The organism is Pseudomonas sp. RC4D1 (genome assembly GCF_018390395.1).
Taxonomy (GTDB): domain Bacteria; phylum Pseudomonadota; class Gammaproteobacteria; order Pseudomonadales; family Pseudomonadaceae; genus Aquipseudomonas; species Aquipseudomonas danubii.
On the sequence record NZ_JAHBAW010000003.1, the window covers coordinates 914,963 to 937,856 of the forward strand.

Sequence of the window (22,894 nt, forward strand, 5' to 3'; positions counted from 1 at the left end):
GAAGATCGCCAAGCAAGGCCCTGCGGGCCTTTTCGCAGCCTCGCCGGGGCTCGGCAGCGGCTACGATCGGTGTAGCCGCTGCCGAAGGCTGCGAACGGCCCGCAGGGGCGCAAGAGTCCCGAGGGCGCTAGAGGTCAGGCAAGCCTGAACCTACAAGGCGTTGGGCAGGCGGACCTGGCCCGGCTGCAGGCCAAACACTTCGACACCCTCAGCCGTCGATTGGCCCACGCTCACCGGCAGCCGTTGTGCCGGCTGATCGGCGCTCGCCCGATATTCCACACTCATGCCATCTGCGCCGCGCTGGATCGCTGCCGGCGGGATCACGATTGCCTGGTCGTTGCGGTAGGTGATGATGGTCAATCGCGCACTCATGCCCAGGCGCACCCGCTGCAGTTGTTCCCGGGTCAGCGTAGGGATCGACAAGGTCACCGGGAACTGTGCGCTGGCACCGCTGGCGTCGCCGGGCAGGGCCAGGCTGCTGACGATGTCCACCTGGCCATTGAGGCGTTCGCCATCAAAGCCGTCACCGAGGATTTCCACGCTCTGGCCCTGACGCAGCTGGTTGATGTCCAGCTCCGAGACCTTGCTGACGATCTTCAGTTGCTCGATGTTGGCCAGACCGAACAGGGCCTGGCCCTGGCCGACCTTGCTGCCGGTTTGCACCGGGCCCGAGGCCCCTGCCGAGGCGATTTGGCTCAGGTTGACGCCCGGCGCCGGCACCACGATGCCGGCAAACGGCGCGGTGACGTCCTTGCCCGCCAGTAGGGCGCGCAGGGCTTCGTATTTGACCGTGGCATTGGTCAGTTCCATCTCGGCAATCTGCCGGTATTCGCCCTTGCCCTGATCCAGGGCCTGTTGCAGCTCGCCCTGGGCCGCGCTCAGGTCCAGGCGCTGGGTCTGCAGTTGTTGGGTCAGGTCGTCCAGTTCGTTGCGGGGAATGATGCCCCGGGCAAACAGGCTCTGGCTTTCACTGAGCTTGCGCTCGGAATTGCTGACCGCCATCTGCGAGGAACGCAAGGTCCGCCGGGCACGGGTGACCTGGGCGCTGTTGTTCCAGTCCTGCAGTTCCTGGACGCTGCGTCGGGCCTTGAGCTGGACCGACAAGGCTTCGCGCAACTGGATCTCGATCAGGCTGGGGTCCATTTTCAGCAGGGTCTGGCCGGCCTCCACCCGTTGGCCCTGTTCCACCAGGTTGGCCAGGACAATGCCGTCGAACGGCGCGGTCAGGCTGATGGTGCGCTGGGGTTCGATCTTGCCCACCAGGCCGATCTGATGAATCAGCGGCGCGCTGCTGACCTCGATCCAGCGGCCCTTGTCAGTCGCTGTGTGGTCCGGGGCGTGGTAACCGCTCAGGGCCACGCCGGCCAAGGCCAGCACCACCAGCGCCGCGCCCCCTTGCAGGTAGCGTTTGCGCGAGCTTTTCTGCTCAGTAGTCATTGAGCGCAATGTCCCAGGTCTCCAAGGTCGTGCCCAGGGTCAGGTCCAGTTGGGTCTGGGCGTTGAGGTAGGCGATAAGTGCGTTGAGGCGGGCGTTTTCACTGGTGCGCAGGTCGCTTTCATAGCTCAGCACCTGAAAGTTGCTGGAGCGTCCGGCGCTGAGTTTTTCCCGTTCGATCTCCAGTTTGCGCTTGGACAGTTCCACCGCGCGCTGGGCAATTTCGTACTGGCGCCAACGGGTGCCGAGGTCGCGCACCACGTCATTGACACCGCGCTCCAGGGCCTGGCGGGCATCGGCCAGGACCAGCGCCTGGTTTTCCACGTCGACCCGGGCATGGACTTCCGCCTGGCGGGTACTGAGGTCGCCAATGGGGATTTGCACCTGGACCCCGGCATAGCTGTCCCAGGTCCTGCCCGCGCCATTGCCGCCGTCGTTGTCGTAGCGGTTGCGCACCTGGTTGGCACCGGCCACCAGGGACACGTCCCAACGGCCCTGGTCCTTGGCGATCACCAGGTTCAGATCGGCCTGCTGGCTGCCGAGCAAGGTCGCCAGGTAACTGGGTTGCTGGAGCTGGGCCAGGCGCAGGGCGTCCTGCTGGTCGATGCTGATCCTGGCGGCCTCCAGGGCGTCGCTGGCGCGAATGCGCGTGGACAGGTCCAGGGCCAGCAGCCGCAGCAGCGACAGGCGATTGATGTCCACCTGATTGCGCGCTTCTTCGACCCCCAGTTCCTGGCTGGCGATATCGGCTTCGGTCTGCACGATCTCAAACTCGGCCATGCGCCCGGCGGCGATCAGCGCCTTGTTCACCTGGAGCAGGGCATTGGCGCGCTTGAGGGCATCCTCGACGATCGCCAGCTGTTGCTGGGCCCGCAACAGCTCGCGGTAGGCGCCGATGATGTCGCTGATGGTCTGCGCCACGTTGGCCTTGAGGTTGAGGCGATAGGCCTGTTCGTTGATCCGCGCCAGGCGTAGCGGGGCGGTGGTCACATCCCAGCCGGCGCCCTTGAGCAGGGGCTGGATAATCGCCAGGTCGAGGCCGTCGCGCCGGTAGTAGCCGGCCCGATTGGCATTGCTCAACTCTTGCCGCCAGGCCATGTTCAAGCGGGTGCCGTACTCCCCCAGCAAACTGGAACTGGGCGTGAGCATGGCGTTGCGTACCCCGTCGTTGCTGCCCTTGTTGGCCTGGTAGGTACCACTGAGCAGCAGCTTGGGATTGAAGGCATCTTCCGAGACCCGCAGATCGAACTTCTGCGCCACGCGCTGCAAGTAGGCGCTGCGAATCCCGCGGTTGTTGCGCAGGCCCAGGTAGACCGCATCGGCGAGGGTCAGGTCGGTCTGCTGCTGGCTCAACAGGACGCTGCGTTCATAACCGCTGTGCAGGGTCGGGGCTGACGCTTGGCGAGCCACATTCATGTCCTGGGAGGCGGCTTGCCCCAAGGGGCTGATCAGCCACAGCAGCAACAGCCCGGCGCGTTGGCGATCATTCATCGCGCAGCGCCTCCACCGGTTGCAGGCGCGAGGCCGAGATGGCCGGGTACAGGCCGAAGAACAGGCCGATCAACAAGGTGCTGCCGATGCCCAGGGGCAAGGATGCAGAGGCCAGGGAAAACTGCCAGCCGGAAACCCGGGCATAGAGGTAGGCGGCGCTCATGCCCAGCACCGCCCCGGACAGGGCACCGACCGCCGTCAGGGTCACGGCTTCGAGCAGGAACAGGTTGCGGATATCCCGGCGCCTGGCGCCCAGGGCCATGCGGATGCCGATCTCGCGACGCCGTTCTGAGACGTTCATCAGCATCACGTTCATCACCCCGACGCCGCCCCCCACCAGGGAGATGCCCCCCAGGGCCATCAGCAGGTAACCGAAGGTGCGGCTTTGCCGGGTCATGCCGTCGATGATCTTTTGCGGTATCTGTACTTCCACGCCCCGTCCCGGTAGCTGTTTTTTCAGCGCATCGCCCAGGGCCGTGGCCAGTTGGTTCATGTCCTGGGAGGGCGCGGCGCGGGCTATCAGGTTGCTGATCTGCGCACTGGAGGAAATCCGCCGCATGCCCTCCAGGGGCACGAACAGGGATTCGTTGGTCTGCACCGGGATCAGCACGGCAGCCGGTTGCGGTTGCAGGATGCCAATCACCTGGAACAGATAGTCATTGATGCGGATTCTGTCGCCCAGGCGCAGTGGGTCATGGGGCTGGCTCAGTGCCTGGGCCACTTGTGCCCCCACCACCGCGTAGGTTTCGGCGGCATCGAATTCCGAGAGGAAGCGTCCTTGCTGCAGCTGCAGGCGCATGGCGTCGGTCAGTGCCGCGGTGCTGCCCACCAGGTTGGCGTTGGTGGTGCGTCCCTGGAACACCACCGGGCCGCTGAACAATGCCACCGGGGCGATGTGCAGCAGGTTGGGCAGGGCCTTGTACAGGGTGGCGATGTCCAGTACCGCCGGCATGGGCGTGCGCGCCCCCGAAGTGTCGGGGAACTGCACCGCCAGGGTGTCGGTGCCCATGTCCTGGAAGATGGCCGCGGCGTCTTCGGCGGCGTTGTGGCCGATATTGATCAGGGCCACCACCGATGAACTGCCGATGACGATCCCCAGCAGAGCCAGGATCGAACGCTTGCCTAGGGTGCGCAGGCTGACGAAGGCTTCGTGCAGCAACTGGCTGGCGCTTTGCTCGACCTTGAGGCTCATGCCGGGCAGACCTCCTGGACCACGCCGTTGGTGACCCGGATCTGCCGCTCCAGGCGCTGGGCGATGCCCGGGTCGTGGGTGACGATGATCAGGGTCACCTGGCGCTCGCGGTTCAGCGACAGCAGCAGGTCCATGATCTCCTGGGCGGTGTGGCTGTCGAGGTTGCCGGTGGGTTCGTCGGCGAGGATCACCGAGGGTTCGCCCACCAGGGCCCGGGCAATCGCCACCCGCTGGCGCTGACCGCCGGAGAGGTCCGCCGGGCGGTGGTGGGCCCGTTGCCCCAGGCCCACCTGATCGAGCATGTGCTGGGCGCGTTCCAGCGATTCACGCCGTGCCACTCCGCGATAGCTCAGGGGCAGGGCGACATTGTCCAGGGCACTGAGGCGCGGCAGCAGGTTGAAACTCTGGAAGACGAAGCCGATCTGCTGGTTGCGGATCGCCGCCAGTTGGTCGGGGCTGGCGCGGAAGATATCGTGCCCGGCAAAGCGATAGTCGCCGTTGTCGGGCAGGTCCAGCAGGCCGAGGATGTTGAGCAGGGTGCTCTTGCCGGAACCGGAGGCACCGAGAATGGCGCAGCTTTCACCGGCTTCGATGGACAGGGAAACGTTCTTGAGAATGTGGAGCGGTTGCTCCGCCAGCCGATAGCTCTTGCCTATGCCTTGCAGGGAGATAAAACCTGGGTCGATTATCGTCGCTGTCATCGCTTACCGCGCCGGCTGGCTCGACTGAATGCTTGAACACTCCCACCACGTAGGGCTCGTGCAGCGGGGGGTCAGGGGCAACGCCAAGCTCTGGTTTTATTTATTATTTTAAAAAATTTGTTTGAATAGTAACTGCGTTCATCCTGGCGCGCCAGCTGTCTGAACCGGGTAATTGCGGGCTTTTTTCGGGATTTTTCTACCAGGAACCCGCGGGTCACAAAACGGCCTCGGGCCGCTGGGGACGTCCCTGAGACGCTTGCTTTTAGGGCTTCTCGCGGGTATAAAAAATCAAATTTTTTTTTAAAACACTGTTCGAACGGTCAGTTTTTCATCCCAGCAAAGGTTAGTCCTCCATGGTCGCCAAGAAACTCAGTGCCCCCAATGTCACCAAGACCCGACTGCTGGAAGCGACCGAGGCATTGTTCATCAAGTACGGCTACGACGCCGTGCTGCTGCGTCAGATCACCGAGCGCGCCCAGGTCAACCTGGCGGCGGTGAACTATCACTTCGGCGACAAGGATTCGCTGATGAAAGCCTTGCTGATGCAGCGCCTGGGCCCCCTCAACGATCAACGCCTGGAGCTGTTGGCCAAATGTGAAGAGCAGGCCCAGGGACCGCTGGATTGCGAGACCCTGCTGGGGGTGCTGTTCGCCCCGGCCATGGGCCTGGAGCGCAGTGATGAAAGCGGTGGCCTGGAAGGCCGGTCGTTCATCCGTTTCCTGGGCCGGGTGTACAGCGATACCTCGCCCTTCATTCAGGAATACCTCAAGGAACACTACCAACCGGTGTTCGAGCGCTTCTTCAAGGCCTTCGCCCTGGCGCTGCCGGACCTGCCGCGCAACGAATTGGGGGTGCGCCTGCAGTTTGCCCTCAAGGCGATTTCCGGGGTGATGGCCGGCACCGAACTGCGCCTGCTGATGCAGGCCATGAGCCTGGGCCGTCCGGCCACTGACGCCGAAGTCATGGCCAAGCTGATCAGCCTGGTGTCGGCGGCGATTCGTGCGCCCATGCAGGATCCCGACTCCGAGCAGGCCCTGGAAAAGGTCTTGAACACTCAGCGCCTGATTCGTCAGCACAGCCAGTCCCAGGTCGGAATGATTTCCGCCTGAGGGGCTGCCGCTCCTGCCAGCACCGCACAGTGCCGGCAGCAGCGGCAGTGTCATTCGAAGCATCAATATTGCTCAGGGCTGCGGCCGCCATCTGCCAGGTTCTGCTCCTCGCATCGACCCTGGAGCGCCCGGCATCCAGAATGAGCGGCCACAACGGATCAATGCGCTGTTGCTGGATTTTCCGCAGCGACGGTTCTCCTGGAGAACCTGCCCGCTCCGTAGCAAGCGAGATGGGCCGGCGAAGGCGGGCGGTCAACCGAGCATTTCCCGCATCCGGTGCCAGAGCATGCCCAGGGCCAGCAGCGGTGCGCGCAGGGCTGGGCCGCCGGGGAAGGTCATGTGTGGGACGGCGCTGAACACATCCAGGCCATGGCTGTGCCCGGCATGGATGGCTTCGGCCAGCAGCCGTGCAGTCCAGTGGGTGACATTCAGGCCATGGCCGGAATAGCCCTGGGCGTAGTACACGTTGGGGTACTGGTGCAGCCGACCTACCTGGGGGAAGCGATTGGCGGTGATGCCAATCTTGCCGCCCCACTGGAAGTCGATGGCCACATCCTGCAACTGGGCAAATACCTTGAGCATCTTCGGCCGCATGTAGGCGCCGATGTCCGCAGGATCTCGTCCTGAATAGTGGCAGGCACCGCCGAACAGCAGGCGTCGATCCGCCGTCAGCCGGTAGTAGTCCAGGCCCACTTTCTGGTCGCACAGCGCCAGGTTCTGCGGGATCAACTGTGTCGCCAACTCCTCAGGCAATGGCTCGGTGGTGATGATGTAGCTGCCGGCGGGCAGCACCTTGCCGCTCAGGCGTGGCTCCAGTTCATCCAGGTGGGCGTTGCATCCGAGCACCAGGCTGGCGGCGCGCACGGTGCCTGTGGCGCAACGCACCTCGACGCGGTTGCCATGCACCAGCTCCAGCACCGGGCTCTGTTCGAAGATCCTTACCCCCAGGGACGCCGCGACCCGCGCTTCCCCCAGCACCAGCTTGAGTGGGTGCAAATGCCCCGAACCCATGTCCACCAGGCCCCCGGCATACACCGGGGAGTCCACCACCTGACGCATGTCCTGAGGCGCCACCAGGCGGGTAGGGTGGCGGTAGCCCAGGCTCGCCAGATGCTCCTGTTCTGCCTGGAACGCCGCGAACTGGGCCCGGGTATTGGCCAGCTCGCAGAAGCCCCAGCGCAGGTCGCAATCGATGCCGTGTTCGGCGATGCGCTGGCGCACCACCTCCACTGACTCGATCCCGGCATGCTCAAGGTATTTCACCCCCTCCTTGCCGACGTAGCGGGCAAAGCCGCTGACGTCATGGCCAATACCGCGGATCAGTTGGCCGCCATTGCGCCCACTGGCGCCCCAGCCAATGCGCCGGCCTTCCAGGAGAATCACCGACAGCCCGCGCTGGGCCAGTTCGATGGCGGTGTTGACCCCGGTGAAACCACCGCCGATGACACAGACATCGGCGCTCAGGTTCCCGTCCAGGGACGGGTAGCCGGGCAGGCTGCCGGCGGAGGCGGCGTAGTAGGAGCGGGCGTGCCCATTGGCACTGCCCGAAAGGTTTGGCTGAATCATTTGTTGGACTTCACTTTGCTCCAGGAGCGGGTCATCAAGCGCATGATGGCCGGCGACTGGGTGGTGGAGATGTACAGTTTGTCGAGCACGTCCTGAGGCGGGTACACCTCGGGATTGTTCACCAGCTCGGCGTCCATGTACGGCTGGGAGGCCGGGTTGGGGTTGGCATAGCCGACATAGCCGCTGACCTTGGCGATCACTTGCGGGTCCAGCAGGTAATTGATGAAGGCGTGAGCCTCCTTGACGTTGCCGGCATCGGCGGGAATCGCCAGCAGGTCGAACCACAGGTTGCTGCCTTCCTTGGGAATGGCGTAGGCGATGTTCACCCCGTTCTTGGCTTCCTTGGCCCGATTGGCGGCCTGGAACACATCCCCGGAGTAGCCGAAGGCGATGCAGATATCACCGTTGGCCAGGTCCGAGACGTACTTGGAGGAATGGAAGTAGGTGATGTACGGGCGCAGGGTCAGCAGCTTGGCCTCGGCTTTCTTGTAGTCCTCGGGATTTTCACTGCGCGGGTCCAGCCCCAGGTAGTTGAGCACCGCCGGAAACACCTCGTCCGACGAGTCCATCATCGACACCCCGCACTGCTGGAGCTTCTTCAGGTTCGCAGGCTCCAACAGCACCGCCCAGGAGTCGATGCGCTCGATGCCCAGCACCTGCTTGACCTTGTCGACGTTATAGCCGATGCCGTTGGTGCCCCACAGGTAGGGCACCGAGTACTGGTTGCCGGGGTCGTTCTGCTCCAGCAGCGCCAGCAGCTTGGGGTCCAGGTTCTTCCAGTTGGGCAACTGCGAGCGGTCCAGCTTGAGGAACGCGCCGGCCTTCACCTGGCGCGCCAGGAAATGGTTGGAGGGCACCACCACGTCGTAGCCGGTGCGCCCGGCCAGCAACTTGCCCTCCAGGGTTTCGTTGGAGTCGAACACGTCGTAGATCACCTTGACCCCGGTTTGCCCCTGGAAGTCGGCGAGGGTGGTCTGGCCGATGTAGTCGGTCCAGTTGTACACGCTGACGCTGGGTTGTGCCTGGACGGCGGTGCTGCACAAGACCGCCAGTGCGGCCGGGATCACTGCTTGCAAAAGACGCATATCGACACCTCTTCGGGTTGTTTTTATTGATTGCAGAAGGTGGGGAAATCAGACGCTGAGCAGCAGGAACTCACGTTCCCAGGAGCTGATCACGCGCTTGAAGTTCTCGTGTTCGGCGCGCTTGACCGCCACATAGCCACGGACGAACTTGCGCCCCAGGTACTGCTCGATGGTCGGGCAATCCTCCATGTGCGCCAGCGCGTCCTCGATGGTGATCGGCAGGCGCAGGTTACGGCGTTCATAGGCCCGGCCTTCCACCGGGGCGCTGGGCTCGATGCCCTCGACCATGCCCAGGTAGCCGCACAGCAGGCTGGCGGCAATCGCCAGGTAAGGGTTGGCATCGGCGCCGGGAAGGCGGTTTTCCACGCGCATGGCGTCGGGGCTGGCGGTGGGCACCCGCAGGCCGACGGTACGGTTTTCCTCGCCCCATTCGACGTTCACCGGGGCCGAGGTGTCCGGCAAAAAGCGGCGGAACGAGTTGACGTTGGGGGCGAACATCGGCAGCACCTTGGGGATGTACTTCTGCAGGCCGCCGATGTGGTGCAGGAACAGCTGGCTCTTCTGCCCATGTTCGTCGACGAAGATCGGCTTGCCGGTGGCGATGTCCACCACGCTCTGGTGCAGGTGCATGGCGCTGCCGGGCTCATCGGCCACCGGCTTGGCCATGAAGGTGGCGGTGACGTTGTGCTTGAGCGCGGCCTCGCGCAGGGTGCGCTTGAACACGGTGATCTGGTCCGCCAGATCCAGGGCGTCGCCGTGGCGGAAGTTGATTTCCATCTGTGCCGGGCCGTCTTCGTGGATCAGCGTGTCCAGGTCCAGGCCCTGGGCTTCGCACCAGTCATAGACGTCTTCGAACAGCGGGTCGAACTCGTTGGCGGCATCGATGGAGAACGACTGGCGGCCGCTTTCCGCCCGTCCCGAACGGCCCAGGGGCGCCTTGAGCGGCAGGTCCGGGTCTTCGCAGCGCTGGGTCAGGTAGAACTCCATTTCCGGGGCGACGATCGGCTGCCAGCCCTTGTCGGTGTACAGCTGCAGCACTTTTTTCAGCACGTTGCGCGGCGACAGCTCGATGGGGTTGCCGAACTTGTCGAAGGTGTCGTGGATGACGATGGCCGTGGGCTCGATAGCCCAGGGCACCAGGTAGATCGATGACGAGTCGGGGCGGCAGATCATGTCGATGTCCGCCGGGTCCAGCAGTTCGTAGTACAGGTCGTCGTCGACAAAATCCCCGGTTACCGTTTGCAGCAGGACACTTTCCGGCAGGCGCATGCCGCGCTCATGCAGGAACTTGTTGGTGGGCGCGATCTTGCCGCGGGCAATGCCGGTCAGGTCGCTGACCACGCACTCTACTTCGGTAATCTTGTGATCTTTCAGCCAGGAGGAAAGCTGATCGAAAGGGGCGTTCATAAAGACCTCGATGATTGGTTTTGTCTGCACCGAGGTGAGCGGGAGTATCCCGGCAAGGCTTCCCCTGCGGCGCATTGGCGACTATCTTGGGCGAGCCTTGTTGTTCCATCTATCCACTTTAAGCAGCACCAAAGCGCACCAAAAGAGTGCGCAAGGTCCCCCGATGACAGCGTCCAATCCGCTTCAGGTTCAAGCCTTCAACACCTTCGATGTCGCCGATCAGATCCGTGCTACCCCGGGTTGGGTCCAGCACTACCAGCAGATGTCCCCCGGGCATTTCAACGGCCTGGTGCGCTACCTCGACCTGCAGGGCGTAGAGATCTACGAGGAGTGCATGAACACCCGGGTCGAGCAGAATTTCAGTGCCCCGCAAGGCGCCCTGGCGTTCTGTTTCGATCGCAGCGACAACGCCCTCTACCTGCTCAATGGCGAGAGCCGCAACATCTGGATCACCCCGGAGAACTACCAGGAAGTGGCGGTGGTGTTCGGCCCCGAATTCGTCCAGCGCCAGGGCCTGGGAGTGGAACGCCTGGAGGGCCTGTTCATGGCCCCGCTGACCAACCAGCAGAATGCCCTGTTCTGCCGCTGGCTGAGCGCCACCTTGACCCGCCTGTCCCAGACCCTCGACCCACCCAGCCGCGAAGCGCTGACCCAGCAACTGCTGGACGACTGCCTGTACATCCTCGACAACGCCTGCGTGCGCCTGGACCCGGGCAGCCTGCAACGGCGCAACGAGGAGCGGGGCATCATGCAGCGGGTGGCGCAATGGGCCGCCGACGTCCCTGAAGAAACCCTCAACCTGCTGGAGCTGTCCCAGGTGGCCGGGGTCTCCCTGCGCCAGTTGCAGAGTGCGTTCAAGGCCTTTACCGGCATGGCCCCCAGCCAATGGCTGCGCCTGCGCCGGCTCAACAGCGCACACCGGGAGTTGCTCAGCCGTGGCCCTGGCGAAACCACCGTGGCCGAGGTGGCGATGCACTGGTCGTTCTGGCACCTGGGACGCTTCTCCAGCAGCTATCGAGCGCTGTTCAAGGAGTTGCCCAGCCAGACTCTGAAACGCCATGGCCGCGCCTGACCCATAGCGAAGAAGCCCGCAAACCCTGCATCGCCCTCAACACAGTCTTCGCCGGCAAGCCGGCTCCTGCAAGGCGCTGGGCGGCCGATTCGCGAAAGCGCCGGCAGCGCTCTATTCTCGGTGTGGGCTGTCTTCCTGGGGCGTGCAATGCTTGAAACCATCGACCTGACCAACGCCGCCGCGGCCCTGGGGATCGGCATGCTGGTGGGCCTGGAGCGCGAGCGGCGCAAAGGGCAGGGGCCTCAGCGTGGCAGCGCCGGGTTGCGTACCTTCGCCATCACCGCGCTGTTGGGGTTCATCGGCCAGCGAGTCGGCGGCCCGCTGCTGCTGGCCTCGCTGGCCATTGCGGTGGCCGGGTTGGTGACGGTGGCCTACTGGCGCAACGAGCAAGAGGACCCGGGGGTCACCAGCGAAGTGGCGCTGCTGGCGGTGCTGATCCTCGGGGCCTTATGTGGCACGGCCCCGGAGCTGGCGCTGGCCATCGCCGTTGTCATGACTGCCTTGCTGGCCTATCGACAGACACTCCATCACTTTGTGCGCAGTCAGTTGAGCGACCGGGAAATCGCCGATGGTCTGACCCTGCTGGTGGCGGCGCTGGTGATCCTGCCCCTGGCGCCCGACCGGTTCATCGGTCCCTATGGCGCCTTCAACCTGCGCACCATAGGCACCCTGACCGTGCTGTTGATGGCGGTGGGCGCCTTGGGACATGTGGCGGTACGAGCCCTGGGCACCCATTACGGGTATGCCCTGAGCGCCGTAGCGTCGGGGTTCGTGTCCAGCACCTTGACCATCGTCTCCATGGGCCAGCGGGTCGCCAACGCGCCGCAGCAGGTCCGGACCCTCGGCGCGGCGGCGATTCTCTCCAACCTGGCCACGGTGGCGCAGATCGGCCTGATTCTGGCGACGGTCGATAGCGCGCTGCTGCAGGCCATGTGGCTGCCCCTGCTGCTGGGGGGCGCGAGCACGGCGCTGTATGCCGCCTGCCTGATGTTTCCCCGCACCGATCCCGGCAGCGTCGAACCGGTCAGCGACAAGGGCGCGTTCAATCCCAAGCTGGCCTTGATCGTGGCCCTGACCATGAGCGCCATCACCTTCGCGTCTTCGCTCATGCTCAACTATTTCGGGCAGTTGGGGGTGATGTTGACCGCGCTGATTAGCGGTTTTGCCGATGCCCATGCGTCCACGGCGTCCATTGCTTCGCTGGTCAAGTCCGGGCAATTGCCCGCCGCGGCCATCGGCAGCGTGGTGATGCTGGCCGTCAGCAGCAACGCACTCAGCAAGTGCGTGCTGGCAGCCATCAGTGGCGGGCGGCGCTTTGCCCTCTGCGTCATACCCGGGCAGGTGCTGTTGACCCTGGCGATGTGGGGCGGCGTCTGGCTGCAGTAACCAGGCCCTGGAAAAAAAACGCGACGCCTGACAAAGATCAACTCGCCTCTGGCCAGAGCGCTCAGTCTTGAGTGCCCCTTGCGGTTTTTTTTCAAGCGCTTGAGCCGAGGTGAACCATGTCGCAAACACCACGTTTACTCTTGATCGCGCCCCAGCAGATGCAGCGCACCGCGGCTTTCGAGCGCACTGCGCAACTGGCCAAGGCCTTGCAACTGCCGGTGCACATGGTCGCCCTGGATCATCTTCAGGCGCTGACGCTGGCAGGGCTGTTCGACAGCGGCCAGGCCGAGCAATTGCAGGTGGCCTATCTGCAACAGCACCGGCAATGGCTGGAACAACAGGCGCAACCGATGCGCGAGCAGGGCCTGCAGGTGACGTGCGAGGCGCTGTGGGTCACCCAGCCGTATCAGGCGATCCAGCAGTTCGCCAATGAAATGCCCCTGGCCCTGATCATCAAGGATGCCCATGCCGAGTCGGCGATGCGGCGGATCTTCTATACCCCGCTGGACTGGCAACTCTTGCGCGACTGCACCTTGCCGGTGCATCTGGTGACCGAAGCCCGCCACCCGCGGCCGCGGCGGGTGCTGGCGATCATCGACGTGCTGCGCAGCGAAGTGCAGGACTTGCAGTTCAACGATCAGATCGTCGACGCGGCGGTAAAACTGGCCGAGCAGTGCGACGCCGAGCTGGACCTGCTGCATGTGTATGACTGGGTGGCGGTCTATGCCAAGGACACCGGCGCCGGCGCGCTGTCCTTGGCCAGTGGTTTGTATGAAGCCCTGGGCGCGGCGCAACACGAGGTTTATCGCGCGCTGGCGGAGCGCCACGGTGTGCCCCCGGAACGCAGTCACTTCATTGAAGGCATGCCGCTGCAGCAAATCTGCCGCTTCGCCGAGGAGCATCAGAGCGATGTGATTGTCATGGGCACCACCCAGCACCGTGGTGTGCACAAGCGCCTGGGCAGCACTGCCGAGCACCTGCTGTTGCAGGCACCCTGCAGTATCTGGGCGGTCAAGCCACCGCGCGAACCCCAGCAGTGACAGGGGCCGGCCACGCCCGCCATGGGGCGGCGTGGCAGCTCGGGTCAGAGGAACAGGCGGTGCACCACCTGATGGGCATCGTCGGGATCGGTACGGGTGGTGAAACCCAAGGCAGCGGCCAGCTCACGCATCGGCTGGTTGTTGGCGCTGTCCACTGAATACATCTGCTGAAAACCATGCTGGCGGGCTGCGCGGATCAGGTGGGTCATCAGCAATGAGCCCAGGCCCAGGTGCTGCCATTCATCGGCGACAGTGACCGCGCATTCGCATTGATCGCCGGTGGCGGCGGCATAACGACTGACGCCGATTTCAATCAGTTTGCCGTTTTCATGCACCAGGGCTATGTATGCCAGGCGCTGCTTGCCATCGACGTCCATCAACTGGTTAAGCATGGCGGTGTCGGGCTCCTTGATCTGGGCCAGAAAACGCATGTGCCGGGAATCGGCGGACAGCCGCTTGATGAAATCGTATTCGCGCTGCCGATCCTGCTCTGTCAGGGGCCTGATCAGCACGTGGCGGCCATCATCAAGGGCTTCGATCCAGTGCTGACCGGTCACGCAGCCATAGGCTGCGGCGGCCTGGTCATTGTGTTCTTTGATGCTGAACATGGGGGCGATCCTCTAGGGATGATCAAGCGTGGCCCGCGACCCCAGGCCGCGTGGTTCCTATCCTTTACGCCTGTTGCAGGGGGCAGGATCTGATCTGGATCAGACGCGGCTCAGGGGCTCGGATATTCACTGCCGACGCGGCGTTAACCCGCCGCTTTGTGATTTTTATCAAGCCGGCGGCGCGGGTGGCGAGCATCATCGAGGCATCGGCTGGGGGCGCCCTGGCCGTTGTTCAGTGCGCCGTCCGGGAGGTGCCCATGTCCACACTGCAACGCGTGCTATTGATTGCACCTACGGCCCTGTCCCGCAGCCCGGCATTTGATCGCGCAAGCGCGTTGGCCCGGGCCTTGGGCGCCAGTTTGCACATCGTCGCCTTTGACTTCGTCGAGGTGCTGGAGGTGGCGGGGCTGTTCGATCATCAAGCCATGGCCCAGGCCCGGGAAGGCTACCTGCAGGTGCATCGGCATTGGCTGGAACAACAGGCCCGCTTCGAGCGGGCCCACGGTTTGCAGGTGAGCACCGAGGTGCTGTGGGCCAAGGCTCGCCTGCAGGAGATTCTCGACTATGTGAGCGACTACCACCCGGACCTGGTGGTCAAGGACGCCCAGCCGGTGCCAAGCCTCAGGCGCATCTTCTACCAGCCTCTGGACTGGTTGCTGCTGCGCGAGCTGCGCCAGCCGTTGCACCTGGTAACGGACTGCCGGCACCCCTTGCCGTTGAAGGTATTGGCCGCCCTGGACCTGTCCCATCTGGAATACCTGACCCAGGGCCTGAACCAACGCATTCTCGAGATGTGCGCGACCCTGGCCAAACACTGCGGTGCCCGGGTGCACTTGCTGAATGTGGTGGATTGGGCCACTGAGAACGCCACCGGCCTGCCGATCTACAGTCCTGACACCAACATCAGCTTGCGCGATGCGGTGAATGATGCGCAGCAGGAAGCCTTCGAGACCCTGGCCGAGCGCTACGCCATTGCCCCTGAGCACTGTTATCGCCTGGAGGGTGTGCCGCATCAGGTCATCGCACGCTTCGCCGCCGACAACGATTTCGACCTGATGGTCCTCGGGCGTGTGCATCGCCGAGGCTTGCAACGCTTCATCGGCTCCAGCGCCGAGCAACTGCTGTATCACACACCTTGCAGCCTGATGCTGGTGGAGCCTCAGGAGTGAGATCGGGCTTGAGCCGTGGCCCTGCCCGGCAGCCAGGAGATGACGATGCGCATTAGTTTTCTCGGTGCCGCCGGCACTGTCACCGGCAGCAAATACCTGTTGCAGCACGAGGGCCGGCATGTGCTGGTGGACTGCGGGCTGTTCCAGGGCTACAAGCAACTGCGCCAGCACAACTGGGAGGCCTTTGGCCTGCCACTGCGTGAACTGGATGCCATTGTCCTGACCCATGCTCACCTTGATCACAGCGGTTACCTGCCGGTGCTGGTGCGCAACGGCTATCGCGGGCCGGTGTATGCCACAGCGGCTACCTGCGAGTTGGCGAAGATTCTGCTGCGCGACAGCGGTCGCCTGCAGGAAGAGGAGGCGGCCTATGCCAATCGTCATGGCTATTCCAAGCACTCCCCGGCATTGCCGCTGTATACCGAGCGCGATGCCGAGCAGGCCCTGAAACTTCTGCACCCGGTGCAACTGCAGCACCGAGTGGAGGTGGTGCCGGGGATGCACATTCAATTGCGCGGTGCCGGGCATATTCTCGGCGCCGCCACGGTCCAGGTGGATGCCGCAGGCATGGCACTGGTGTTCTCCGGCGACCTGGGACGCATGCAGGACCCGGTGATGTTCGCCCCGCAAAGCATCGAACAGGCCGACTACCTGCTGGTGGAGTCGACCTATGGCGATCGCCTGCATTCCCGGGACGACCCCGAGCAGCAACTGGCTGACGTCATCAACCGCACCGCCCAGCGTGGCGGCATCACCCTGGTGCCGTCCTTTGCCGTGGGCCGCGCGCAGTTACTGATGTATCACCTGTATCGCTTGCGCCAGCGCCAGGCGATTCCCGACCTGCCCATCTACCTCAACAGCCCGATGGCCACCGACGCCACCCATCTGTACCAGCGCTTTCGCAGTGACCATCGGCTGTCCCGGGAAGAGTGCGAAGGCATGTGCCATGTCGCACACATCGTGCGCAGCACCCAGGAATCCATGGCCCTGGACTCGCTCAAGACCCCGGCGGTGATCATCGCCGCCAGCGGCATGGCCACCGGCGGTCGGGTGCTGTACCACCTCAAGGTACTGGCGCCCGACCCGGTCAACAGCCTATTGATTCCCGGGTTCCAGGCCGGCGGCACCCGTGGTGCGCAGATCATCGCTGGCGCCGAGTCGGTACGTATCCATGGCCGGGAAGTGCCGATCCGCGCCGAGGTCACGGCCATGCAGAGCCTCTCGGCCCATGCCGATGCCGACGAGATCATGCAATGGCTGCGAGGCTTCAAGCGCCCGCCGAAACACACCTACGTGGTCCACGGCGAGGCCAACGCCGCCGACACCTTGCGCCGGCGCATCAGCCTGGAACTGGGCTGGTCGGTGTCGGTGCCGGAATACCGGGACAGCGTGGAGTTGCAGCCTTGAGGGGCGGGGGACTATTCCCTGGCGGCGTTATGACAACCCGCCACCCGCTGTTTCAGGCCTTCCAGATCGAGGATCTGGACCTGCTTGCCGTCGATGATCACCAAGCCCTGATCCCGCAGATGGGCGATGCACCGGCAAATGGTTTCCAGGCGCAGGCCCAGGTAGGAGCCGATCTCCTCGCGGCGCATGCGCAGGACAAAGGCCCGTGACGAATAGCCCCGCAGGCTCAGGCGTTGCGACAGATTGAGCAGAAAGGCTGCCAGACGCTCGTCGGCGTTCATGTTGCCCATCTGCAGCAACATGCTGTGATCACGCACGATCTCCCGGCTGAGGATCTTGTTCAGGTTGTGCTGCAGCGAAGGCAGGGCCTGGGACAGCTGTTCCAACTGGGCAAAGGGAATCGGGCACACCTCGCCATCTTCCAGGGCAAAGGCGCTGCAGGCGTGCAGGTTGCTGCTGATGGCATCCAGCCCGAGAATCTCCCCGGCCATCTGAAACCCGGTGACCTGTTCACGACCGTCCACCGACAGCACGCTGGTCTTGAAGAACCCCAGGCGCACCGCGTACAGCGAGCTCAAGGGATCGCCGGCGCGATACAGCGTGTGGCCTTTCTTCACCCTGACCCGTTGCAGGATCAAGGTGTCCAGGCGTTCGACCTCCTGGTGGCTGAGGCCCAGGGGCAAACACAATTCCAGAACGCTGCAACTTGAGCAGGCGGCTTTGAGGTACTGCACCTGGATAGGGCGTGTCTCGAATGGCGGCATGGGGGGGCTCGCTGCAGTTGAGTCGGCTCAGGCCAGAGGAGGAGGGCGAGCCTGGTGATTGAATGTAGACCGATGCGGCCCGGGGAGCACGGTTAAACGATTTTAACATTCGCCGGTGGCGCCTGACGCTGATCCGGAGCGAGCAAGAGAAGGGGGGTGGCAATACGCCATAAAGCATTTAAAGTGAGCGCCCCCTCTCCCATGTTCAAGGATTGACGATGCGCAGGACTGGATTCTGGACCCGTTGCCAAACGACTTTGCTGACAAGCTGCCTGCTTAGCCTGCCATTGGCGGTACTAAGCCTTGAGACTCAGGCAGCGGAGCCTGATTTCATCACCCTGGTGATCGAGAACGAAGGCGACTATCCCATCACGTTTGAGCCGCCGTTCCACGTCGATTCTTCGGATTTCGAGCGCAAATACCCGGTAAGCGTGCCCAAATACGCCACCGCCAAGGGCCTTGAGTCCGGTCCCGTGGTGATCGGCGCGCGCCAGCAGGGCATGCTGGTGATGGCCTTGAGCAAACCGATGTTCAACATCTTCGATATCTTCCACAAGGATTGGGGTTTCAACCTCAAGTTCTGCCAGGAACGCGGGGCCTGCGACGAAGCCCGGCTCAGCGGGACCATCAGCTCCACCACCAGCTTCAACTGGAAGCAGTCGAAAAACTTCAGCCAAGCCCAAGTCAGCAACATGACCAACGACGAGCTGGAGGCCTATGCCAAGACCAAGGCCATGATCTCGGGCATTCTGAGCACCCTGGGCAGCGTTCTCGGCCTGCCGATCGGTGCGGGTGGCATGATCGGTGGCCTGCCGGATGCGCAGAACTTCAAGGTGACCCTGAAGCAGCAATGCAATGCACGCTTCTCGATGAACCTGGAGCCTTCGCTGGCACAGAACGGCGATTTTCTCGTCGACTTGCGGGTCAACCGCGTGCTGCCCAGCGACATGACCAACTTCAACGGTTTTGTCATCGACGACAGCGCTGTGGTCGGCAAGGGGTTGCGCCTGGTGGAAAACAACTGCCGCGATGGCCGGCAAGCCCAGTGCCTGATCAGATTCAACGGCGGCACCGATATCAAGAACCTCAACACCACCGAGTTCTCCGTCACCGATCGCGCCGGTTGCATCGCCGGCGACAAGCTGGCCTATTCCCAGGGCGCGTTCATGCTCAGCAACAAGGTCGGCTTCCCTGTGCGCTACACCCTGTTCATCAAGGACCGCATGGTCGACAACGGCGAAGTCTGGCCCGACCAGAACAAGGACCTGCGCCAGTTGGTGGGCCAGGTCATGGCCACCGTCGGCGACCAGGAATGCCCGCAGGCCCAGGACCCCTGGATGGGTGGGCGGCGCATGGGTGTCTGCCCGTTGCGCCTGGAAGTCCAGGGTGACGGTGGCCCGGGGCTCAAGGGCAGTCTGCGTTGCAGCCTGTCCATGCGCCAGGGCACCGTGGGCGACCCCAATGCCGACTACATGAACCTCTACAGCCTGACCGGTTGCACCCCGGCCATGCCGGCGTCCATCAGTCCGGTGGCCGGTTTCTACCAGATGGACGCCAAGCGTCTGGTGCCCCTCAGTGGCATGCACAAAATGATTTCCATCGAGCTGATCAAGCCGCAGCAGTAAGGACGTAAGCAGATGTCAGCCACACAGACTTTTACCGCCCCGGGTGGGCACGACGCGGCGCTGACCCGACGCGAGGACGACCTTCTGGACCGCTGGCCGGTGGCCAAGCTGGTCTACCGCATGATCACCGCGACGCCCTTGGGCTGGTCGGCGCGGATCGGCCTCTATGGTCAGTGGGGCAGCGGCAAGACCAGCGTGCTGAATTTTCTGCAGCAGATTGCTGAGAAGAACGACGATATTGTCATCCGGCTTCCCGCGTGGCGCACCACCGGGGAGCAGGAGTTCATCGTTCAGTTCTATCTGGCGCTGGCGGATACACTGCAACGTTCAGGTGTTGGCGAACCCTTCAAGCACTGGACCAAGCGCCAGTCGAAAAAGATCGCCGAGATCCTGGGAAAAGCCGCCAATAAAACCGCTGACCTCAAACTGCCCGAGTCGGCCAGCTACAGCGAAATCGTAACCTTGGCCGCCGGCGCGGCAGGGTTGGTCTTCGAGAAACTGAGCGAAATACTGCAACTGGAAAAAAGCGACCTGGATGCCCTGCGCAAGCAACTGGGCGATAGACGCATCATTGTCTTTGTCGACGACCTCGACCGTGCCGATCCCCGGATGCTCCCGACGACCCTGTTGACGCTGCGGGAACTTCTGGACTGGCCGGGATTTGTCTTTGTCCTGGCCTTCGACAAGGACGTGGTGGGCAAGGCACTTCGCTCCTATTCCGAAGCCTTCGGCGAGTCGGCCCAGCACTTTCTGGACAAGATCATCGATGTACCGGTGACCCTGCCCGAGCCAAGCCCGAAGCAGGTGCAGCGAATGGTCGCCAGGAACCTGAAATACTGCTGCCCATTCCTGCCGGACACGGCCATCGCGCAGACCGCCGAGTGGTTTCCCACCAATCCGCGCCAGGCCAAGCGCATCTGCCGCAGCTTGTCGGTGTTTGGCGCGGCGGCTGATCGACATGCCGAGGGCCAACTGGACTGGCGCGGAATCATCCTGCAGACCATCTTGCGTGAGACCGAGCCCAAGGTGGCCCAGGTGGTTGAAGAGCACTTGTTGGGTTTCCACTCGGCCTTCAGAGCCAACATGTTCGGCAATGCCAATACCAAGGAACAGGAGCAGCACAAGCAAGTAGCGCTCAACGCCGCACAATCTCCCAAGGATGAGATTAAGAACAAGCGCCTGCTGAAGTTGATCGAAGAGCTGGGCCATGCCAGAAGCAAACTGTCTCTGGCAAACATTCACTATGAGATGAGCCTGGCGGTCCGCGAAGTGGAGTTCACCATTCCCGAGTTTTCCCGGTTGGTGAAATCCTGGGGTGAATTCCAGAACGTCCAGACCCTCAACGACTTCATTCGTGATGCGGCCAGTCGTAGCGATGAAGGAGAGGTTGCCGTGGCCAGCGCGATGCTCAACATGGCGAATTTCCAGTATGGCGAGCAGTTGGGCAGAACCGCCTCGTTCTACTCACGGGAAGCCTTTGAGCGAGCGTTGAGCCGTGCCGGTGAGCTGCTGGGGTTGATCGAGTTCTGTTACACGGCCGATCTTCAGGGCGCCATATTCAAGGCTCGCAGCGAATATGACGTGTGTATCGGCTTTATCAGGAGCTTTTATGGGAGCGTCTCAAAGGACGGCAGCCAACCGGAAAGAGCGCTCCGAGAACGCGAGCTGCGATTGGCGGCGATCATTGCCGCTCAGTGCGATGATCCACAGCGCCTGTATCTGGATGCAGAGCCTATACAGGGCACGCTGCGTGTTCCTGCCTGGGAAGTTGCCCGAGCATATGAGCACTATGTGGATGCGTTGCGGACGGTGCTCGCGCCGCCTCTGATACACAGTGCCATCCAGGTGTTCGCCTTGCCCAATGGCGTAGCGAATGCACTGGGCCAGGATGATGCGCGACTGAAGTGGGTACTGACTGAAGAGCGCTCACCCCTGTATACCCAGGCCAGCAAAGACTTGGGATGCGCAGCCTTGAAGGAACTGATCGGCAGCACCCAGGAGCTGGGCGCCAGGGAAATACTGGCGAAGAACGCCTTGTCCTACCTTGGTGCGTTTACTGATCGATGGGAGTCTTCCTCTACCTGTGCAGAGCAGGCCACGCGCTACCTGGAATATATCCAGCTGGCTTGGCAAGCCCTCTGCCAGCTGGAGCCGACCATCCAGACCCGGGTATATCTGAAGAAGTTGAAGTCGCAGCTTGAAAAGCAGGTGGCAAGCCCGGGGTTGCTTGCCACTCCCGACTGGTGGAGTGGCAAGCCCGATGACATCGAGCACGAACTGCGAGGCATTTGACTCCGCGCAGCCTCTGCTCAATGGTGCGAGAAGTCATCGACCCAGGTGTCGATGACTTTCCTGGGCCTTCAGCACAGCGGTCGTGCTGCACTCACCCCGGCGGCAACAACCGCAATGGGTCCACCGGTACGCCATTGGCGCGGATTTCGAAGTACAACTGGGCGCGGTCGGTGTCCTGGGACCCGGCCTCGGCAATCTTCTGGCCCTTGATCACCATCTGGCCTTCCTTGACCACCAAGCGGCTGTTGTAGGCGTAGGTGCTGGTGTAGGAGGGGCCGTGCTGGAGGATCATCAGGTTGCCGTAACCGCGCATGTAGCCGGCGAACGCCACTTTGCCGCCCAGGGTGGCGTGGATGGGCTGGCCCTGAGTGGTGGCGATGCGGATGCCCTGGTTGAGCTTGCCGGTGGGGGAGAAACGGCCGATCAGCACCCCGCGCAGCGGCCAGCTCCAGCCTTGCAGGGTGACCTTGGGCATCGGCGGGGCGGGCGGTGCGGCCTTGACCTTGCTCTTGCTGGCGGTGCTGCGCGACTTGCTGCTGACCACGCGGGTGGTCCTGGTCGCGCCGCCAACCCGCAGCACCTGGCCGACTTCCACGGTGTAGGGCGCCTTGAGGCCGTTGAGCCGCGCCACTTCCTTCCAGTTGGTGCCATTGCGGCTGGCGATCGAATACAGCGTGTCGCCACGCTTGACCCGGTATTCACCGGCCTTGAGGGGCGCGTTGCCGCCAGGGCTGGAGGAATTGGAGCTGCAGGCCGATACCGCCAGCAGTAGTGCAATCAATAGAAGTCTTACCAACACACGGCAACCATTAAGTCCTGATAAAGCCCTGCAGCCCGAGCTGCCCGCGACGCGCCAGGCAAGCCGGCAACTATACCTGTTTGCGGCTTGAGAGGCGCGTTATAGACCGCAACATGCAGCGTTAAATTCAATGATTGTGTTGCTGGTTGAGCGCTGGGCCATCTAGCGTCAGGACTTATGACGCCGCAACGATCAGGCAGTGCTACGCCGATACACCGTCGCACTCCAATAGCGGCTGCCGGAGCGTTCTTGGCGACGCCAACCGGCGCCAGCCAGCTGTTTGCCAATCAGCCGATTCATCCAGCCGTGGCCGAGCAACAGCACGGGGCCCTGCTGGGTCAGGGACTGAAGTTGCAGGGCGGCGGCTGCCGCCCGACTCCGGGTCGCAGTGGCGGTTTCGACGTGCCTGGAGTAACCGCAGCACCACAGGATTCGCAGAATGGCCGCCCAGGTAATAGGTGACAGGCGTGGTTGTCGCCAAGGTCCATAAGGCAGTTGCGCCTCGCAGAACAGTGGGTCCACCAAGGTCGGTTGCAGCCCCAGGGCCTGCACCGATGCCAGTGCTCGAGGAGCGCTGCTGGAGACAATCACGGCGGCGCTGGCGGCCAGTTGCAGACTGGATGGTGGGGCTGGGTGCGCAGTGATTGCCGAGCGATCGTAGTCCTGGATCCAGCCCTGCATGTCGAGTGCTGAAATCCTGTCGTTCGCTATGCCTTCGGGTTGACCGTGACGCATGAGGATGATGG

Annotated in this window: 19 protein-coding genes; 8 read left to right on the forward strand and 11 right to left on the reverse strand. The window is 63.2% G+C overall.

Annotation, left to right across the window (positions count from 1 at the left end; genetic code table 11):
* Positions 1 to 150: 150 nt before the first annotated feature.
* The 4 genes from KHO49_RS29065 to KHO49_RS29080 are packed head-to-tail and all read right to left on the reverse strand — an operon-like array spanning position 151 to position 4,819.
* On the reverse strand, positions 151 to 1,437 hold the full coding sequence (locus KHO49_RS29065; RefSeq protein WP_110651639.1) for an efflux RND transporter periplasmic adaptor subunit: 1,287 nt from the start codon (positions 1,435 to 1,437) through the stop codon (positions 151 to 153).
* Positions 1,427 to 2,926 (reverse strand): TolC family protein, encoded by a 1,500-nt coding sequence (locus tag KHO49_RS29070; protein ID WP_110595636.1) that lies wholly within the window; start codon positions 2,924 to 2,926, stop codon positions 1,427 to 1,429. The genes KHO49_RS29065 and KHO49_RS29070 overlap by 11 nt, the downstream gene beginning before the upstream one ends.
* Positions 2,919 to 4,118, reverse strand: coding sequence for an ABC transporter permease (locus KHO49_RS29075; RefSeq protein WP_213666330.1), 1,200 nt, complete (start codon positions 4,116 to 4,118; stop codon positions 2,919 to 2,921). The genes KHO49_RS29070 and KHO49_RS29075 overlap by 8 nt, the downstream gene beginning before the upstream one ends.
* Positions 4,115 to 4,819 carry an ABC transporter ATP-binding protein gene (locus tag KHO49_RS29080; RefSeq protein WP_102879409.1) on the reverse strand — a complete coding sequence of 235 codons (705 nt, stop codon included), beginning with the start codon at positions 4,817 to 4,819 and terminating at the stop codon, positions 4,115 to 4,117. Before KHO49_RS29080 ends, KHO49_RS29075 begins: the two co-directional genes overlap by 4 nt.
* A gap of 353 nt (positions 4,820 to 5,172) precedes the next feature.
* On the opposite strand from KHO49_RS29080, the gene KHO49_RS29085 reads away from it, so the two are divergent.
* A complete protein-coding gene (locus KHO49_RS29085; RefSeq protein ID WP_102879408.1) occupies positions 5,173 to 5,928 on the forward strand; it encodes a TetR/AcrR family transcriptional regulator in 756 nt (251 codons plus the stop codon).
* Positions 5,929 to 6,180: 252 nt separating this feature from the next.
* Here the strand turns inward: KHO49_RS29085 and KHO49_RS29090 are convergent, their stop codons facing one another.
* Genes KHO49_RS29090 through KHO49_RS29100 form a run of 3 tightly spaced genes read right to left on the reverse strand, consistent with a single transcriptional unit; the run spans position 6,181 to position 9,986 of the window.
* Positions 6,181 to 7,494, reverse strand: coding sequence for an NAD(P)/FAD-dependent oxidoreductase (locus KHO49_RS29090; RefSeq protein ID WP_213666331.1), 1,314 nt, complete (start codon positions 7,492 to 7,494; stop codon positions 6,181 to 6,183).
* The gene (locus KHO49_RS29095; RefSeq protein ID WP_102879406.1) at positions 7,491 to 8,579 is read right to left on the reverse strand and encodes a polyamine ABC transporter substrate-binding protein; all 1,089 of its coding nucleotides are present in this window, start codon (positions 8,577 to 8,579) and stop codon (positions 7,491 to 7,493) included. The genes KHO49_RS29090 and KHO49_RS29095 overlap by 4 nt, the downstream gene beginning before the upstream one ends.
* Positions 8,580 to 8,627: 48 nt before the next feature.
* Positions 8,628 to 9,986 carry a glutamine synthetase family protein gene (locus KHO49_RS29100; protein ID WP_102879405.1) on the reverse strand — a complete coding sequence of 453 codons (1,359 nt, stop codon included), beginning with the start codon at positions 9,984 to 9,986 and terminating at the stop codon, positions 8,628 to 8,630.
* A 163-nt stretch (positions 9,987 to 10,149) separates the two neighbouring features.
* Here KHO49_RS29100 and KHO49_RS29105 point away from each other — a divergent pair, with 163 nt between their 5' ends.
* The 3 genes from KHO49_RS29105 (at position 10,150) to KHO49_RS29115 (ending at position 13,484) form a co-directional block, all read left to right on the forward strand.
* Positions 10,150 to 11,058, forward strand: a complete 909-nt coding sequence (locus tag KHO49_RS29105) for a helix-turn-helix domain-containing protein (RefSeq protein WP_102879404.1) — start codon at positions 10,150 to 10,152, stop codon at positions 11,056 to 11,058.
* A 147-nt stretch (positions 11,059 to 11,205) separates the two neighbouring features.
* Entirely contained in the window at positions 11,206 to 12,444 is a 1,239-nt protein-coding gene (locus KHO49_RS29110) for an MgtC/SapB family protein (RefSeq protein WP_102879403.1), read from the forward strand.
* A 116-nt stretch (positions 12,445 to 12,560) separates the two neighbouring features.
* On the forward strand, positions 12,561 to 13,484 hold the full coding sequence (locus tag KHO49_RS29115) for a universal stress protein (protein WP_102879402.1): 924 nt from the start codon (positions 12,561 to 12,563) through the stop codon (positions 13,482 to 13,484).
* A 44-nt stretch (positions 13,485 to 13,528) separates the two neighbouring features.
* Here KHO49_RS29115 and KHO49_RS29120 read toward each other — a convergent pair whose 3' ends face one another.
* Positions 13,529 to 14,092, reverse strand: coding sequence for a GNAT family N-acetyltransferase (locus tag KHO49_RS29120; protein ID WP_102879401.1), 564 nt, complete (start codon positions 14,090 to 14,092; stop codon positions 13,529 to 13,531).
* A gap of 257 nt (positions 14,093 to 14,349) precedes the next feature.
* On the opposite strand from KHO49_RS29120, the gene KHO49_RS29125 reads away from it, so the two are divergent.
* Positions 14,350 to 15,261, forward strand: a complete 912-nt coding sequence (locus KHO49_RS29125) for a universal stress protein (protein WP_102879400.1) — start codon at positions 14,350 to 14,352, stop codon at positions 15,259 to 15,261.
* 45 nt (positions 15,262 to 15,306) lie between these two features.
* The gene (locus KHO49_RS29130; RefSeq protein ID WP_102879399.1) at positions 15,307 to 16,668 is read left to right on the forward strand and encodes an MBL fold metallo-hydrolase RNA specificity domain-containing protein; all 1,362 of its coding nucleotides are present in this window, start codon (positions 15,307 to 15,309) and stop codon (positions 16,666 to 16,668) included.
* Between the two features lie 11 nt (positions 16,669 to 16,679).
* Here the strand turns inward: KHO49_RS29130 and fnr are convergent, their stop codons facing one another.
* A complete protein-coding gene (gene fnr, locus KHO49_RS29135) occupies positions 16,680 to 17,432 on the reverse strand; it encodes a fumarate/nitrate reduction transcriptional regulator Fnr (protein WP_170002991.1) in 753 nt (250 codons plus the stop codon).
* A 218-nt stretch (positions 17,433 to 17,650) separates the two neighbouring features.
* Between fnr and KHO49_RS29140 the strand changes: the two genes are divergently transcribed.
* Together KHO49_RS29140 and KHO49_RS29145 are read left to right on the forward strand one after the other, a co-directional pair.
* Positions 17,651 to 19,057 (forward strand): hypothetical protein, encoded by a 1,407-nt coding sequence (locus KHO49_RS29140; RefSeq protein WP_213666332.1) that lies wholly within the window; start codon positions 17,651 to 17,653, stop codon positions 19,055 to 19,057.
* Between the two features lie 12 nt (positions 19,058 to 19,069).
* Positions 19,070 to 21,349: a KAP family P-loop NTPase fold protein gene (locus KHO49_RS29145; protein ID WP_213666333.1), complete on the forward strand. Its 2,280-nt coding sequence runs from the start codon at positions 19,070 to 19,072 to the stop codon at positions 21,347 to 21,349.
* Between the two features lie 91 nt (positions 21,350 to 21,440).
* On the opposite strand, the gene KHO49_RS29150 is transcribed toward KHO49_RS29145, so the two are convergent.
* Positions 21,441 to 22,148 carry a peptidoglycan DD-metalloendopeptidase family protein gene (locus tag KHO49_RS29150; RefSeq protein WP_213666334.1) on the reverse strand — a complete coding sequence of 236 codons (708 nt, stop codon included), beginning with the start codon at positions 22,146 to 22,148 and terminating at the stop codon, positions 21,441 to 21,443.
* Positions 22,149 to 22,340: 192 nt separating this feature from the next.
* Positions 22,341 to 22,883, reverse strand: coding sequence for a histidine phosphatase family protein (locus KHO49_RS29155; RefSeq protein ID WP_213666509.1), 543 nt, complete (start codon positions 22,881 to 22,883; stop codon positions 22,341 to 22,343).
* Between the last annotated feature and the right edge of the window lie 11 nt (positions 22,884 to 22,894).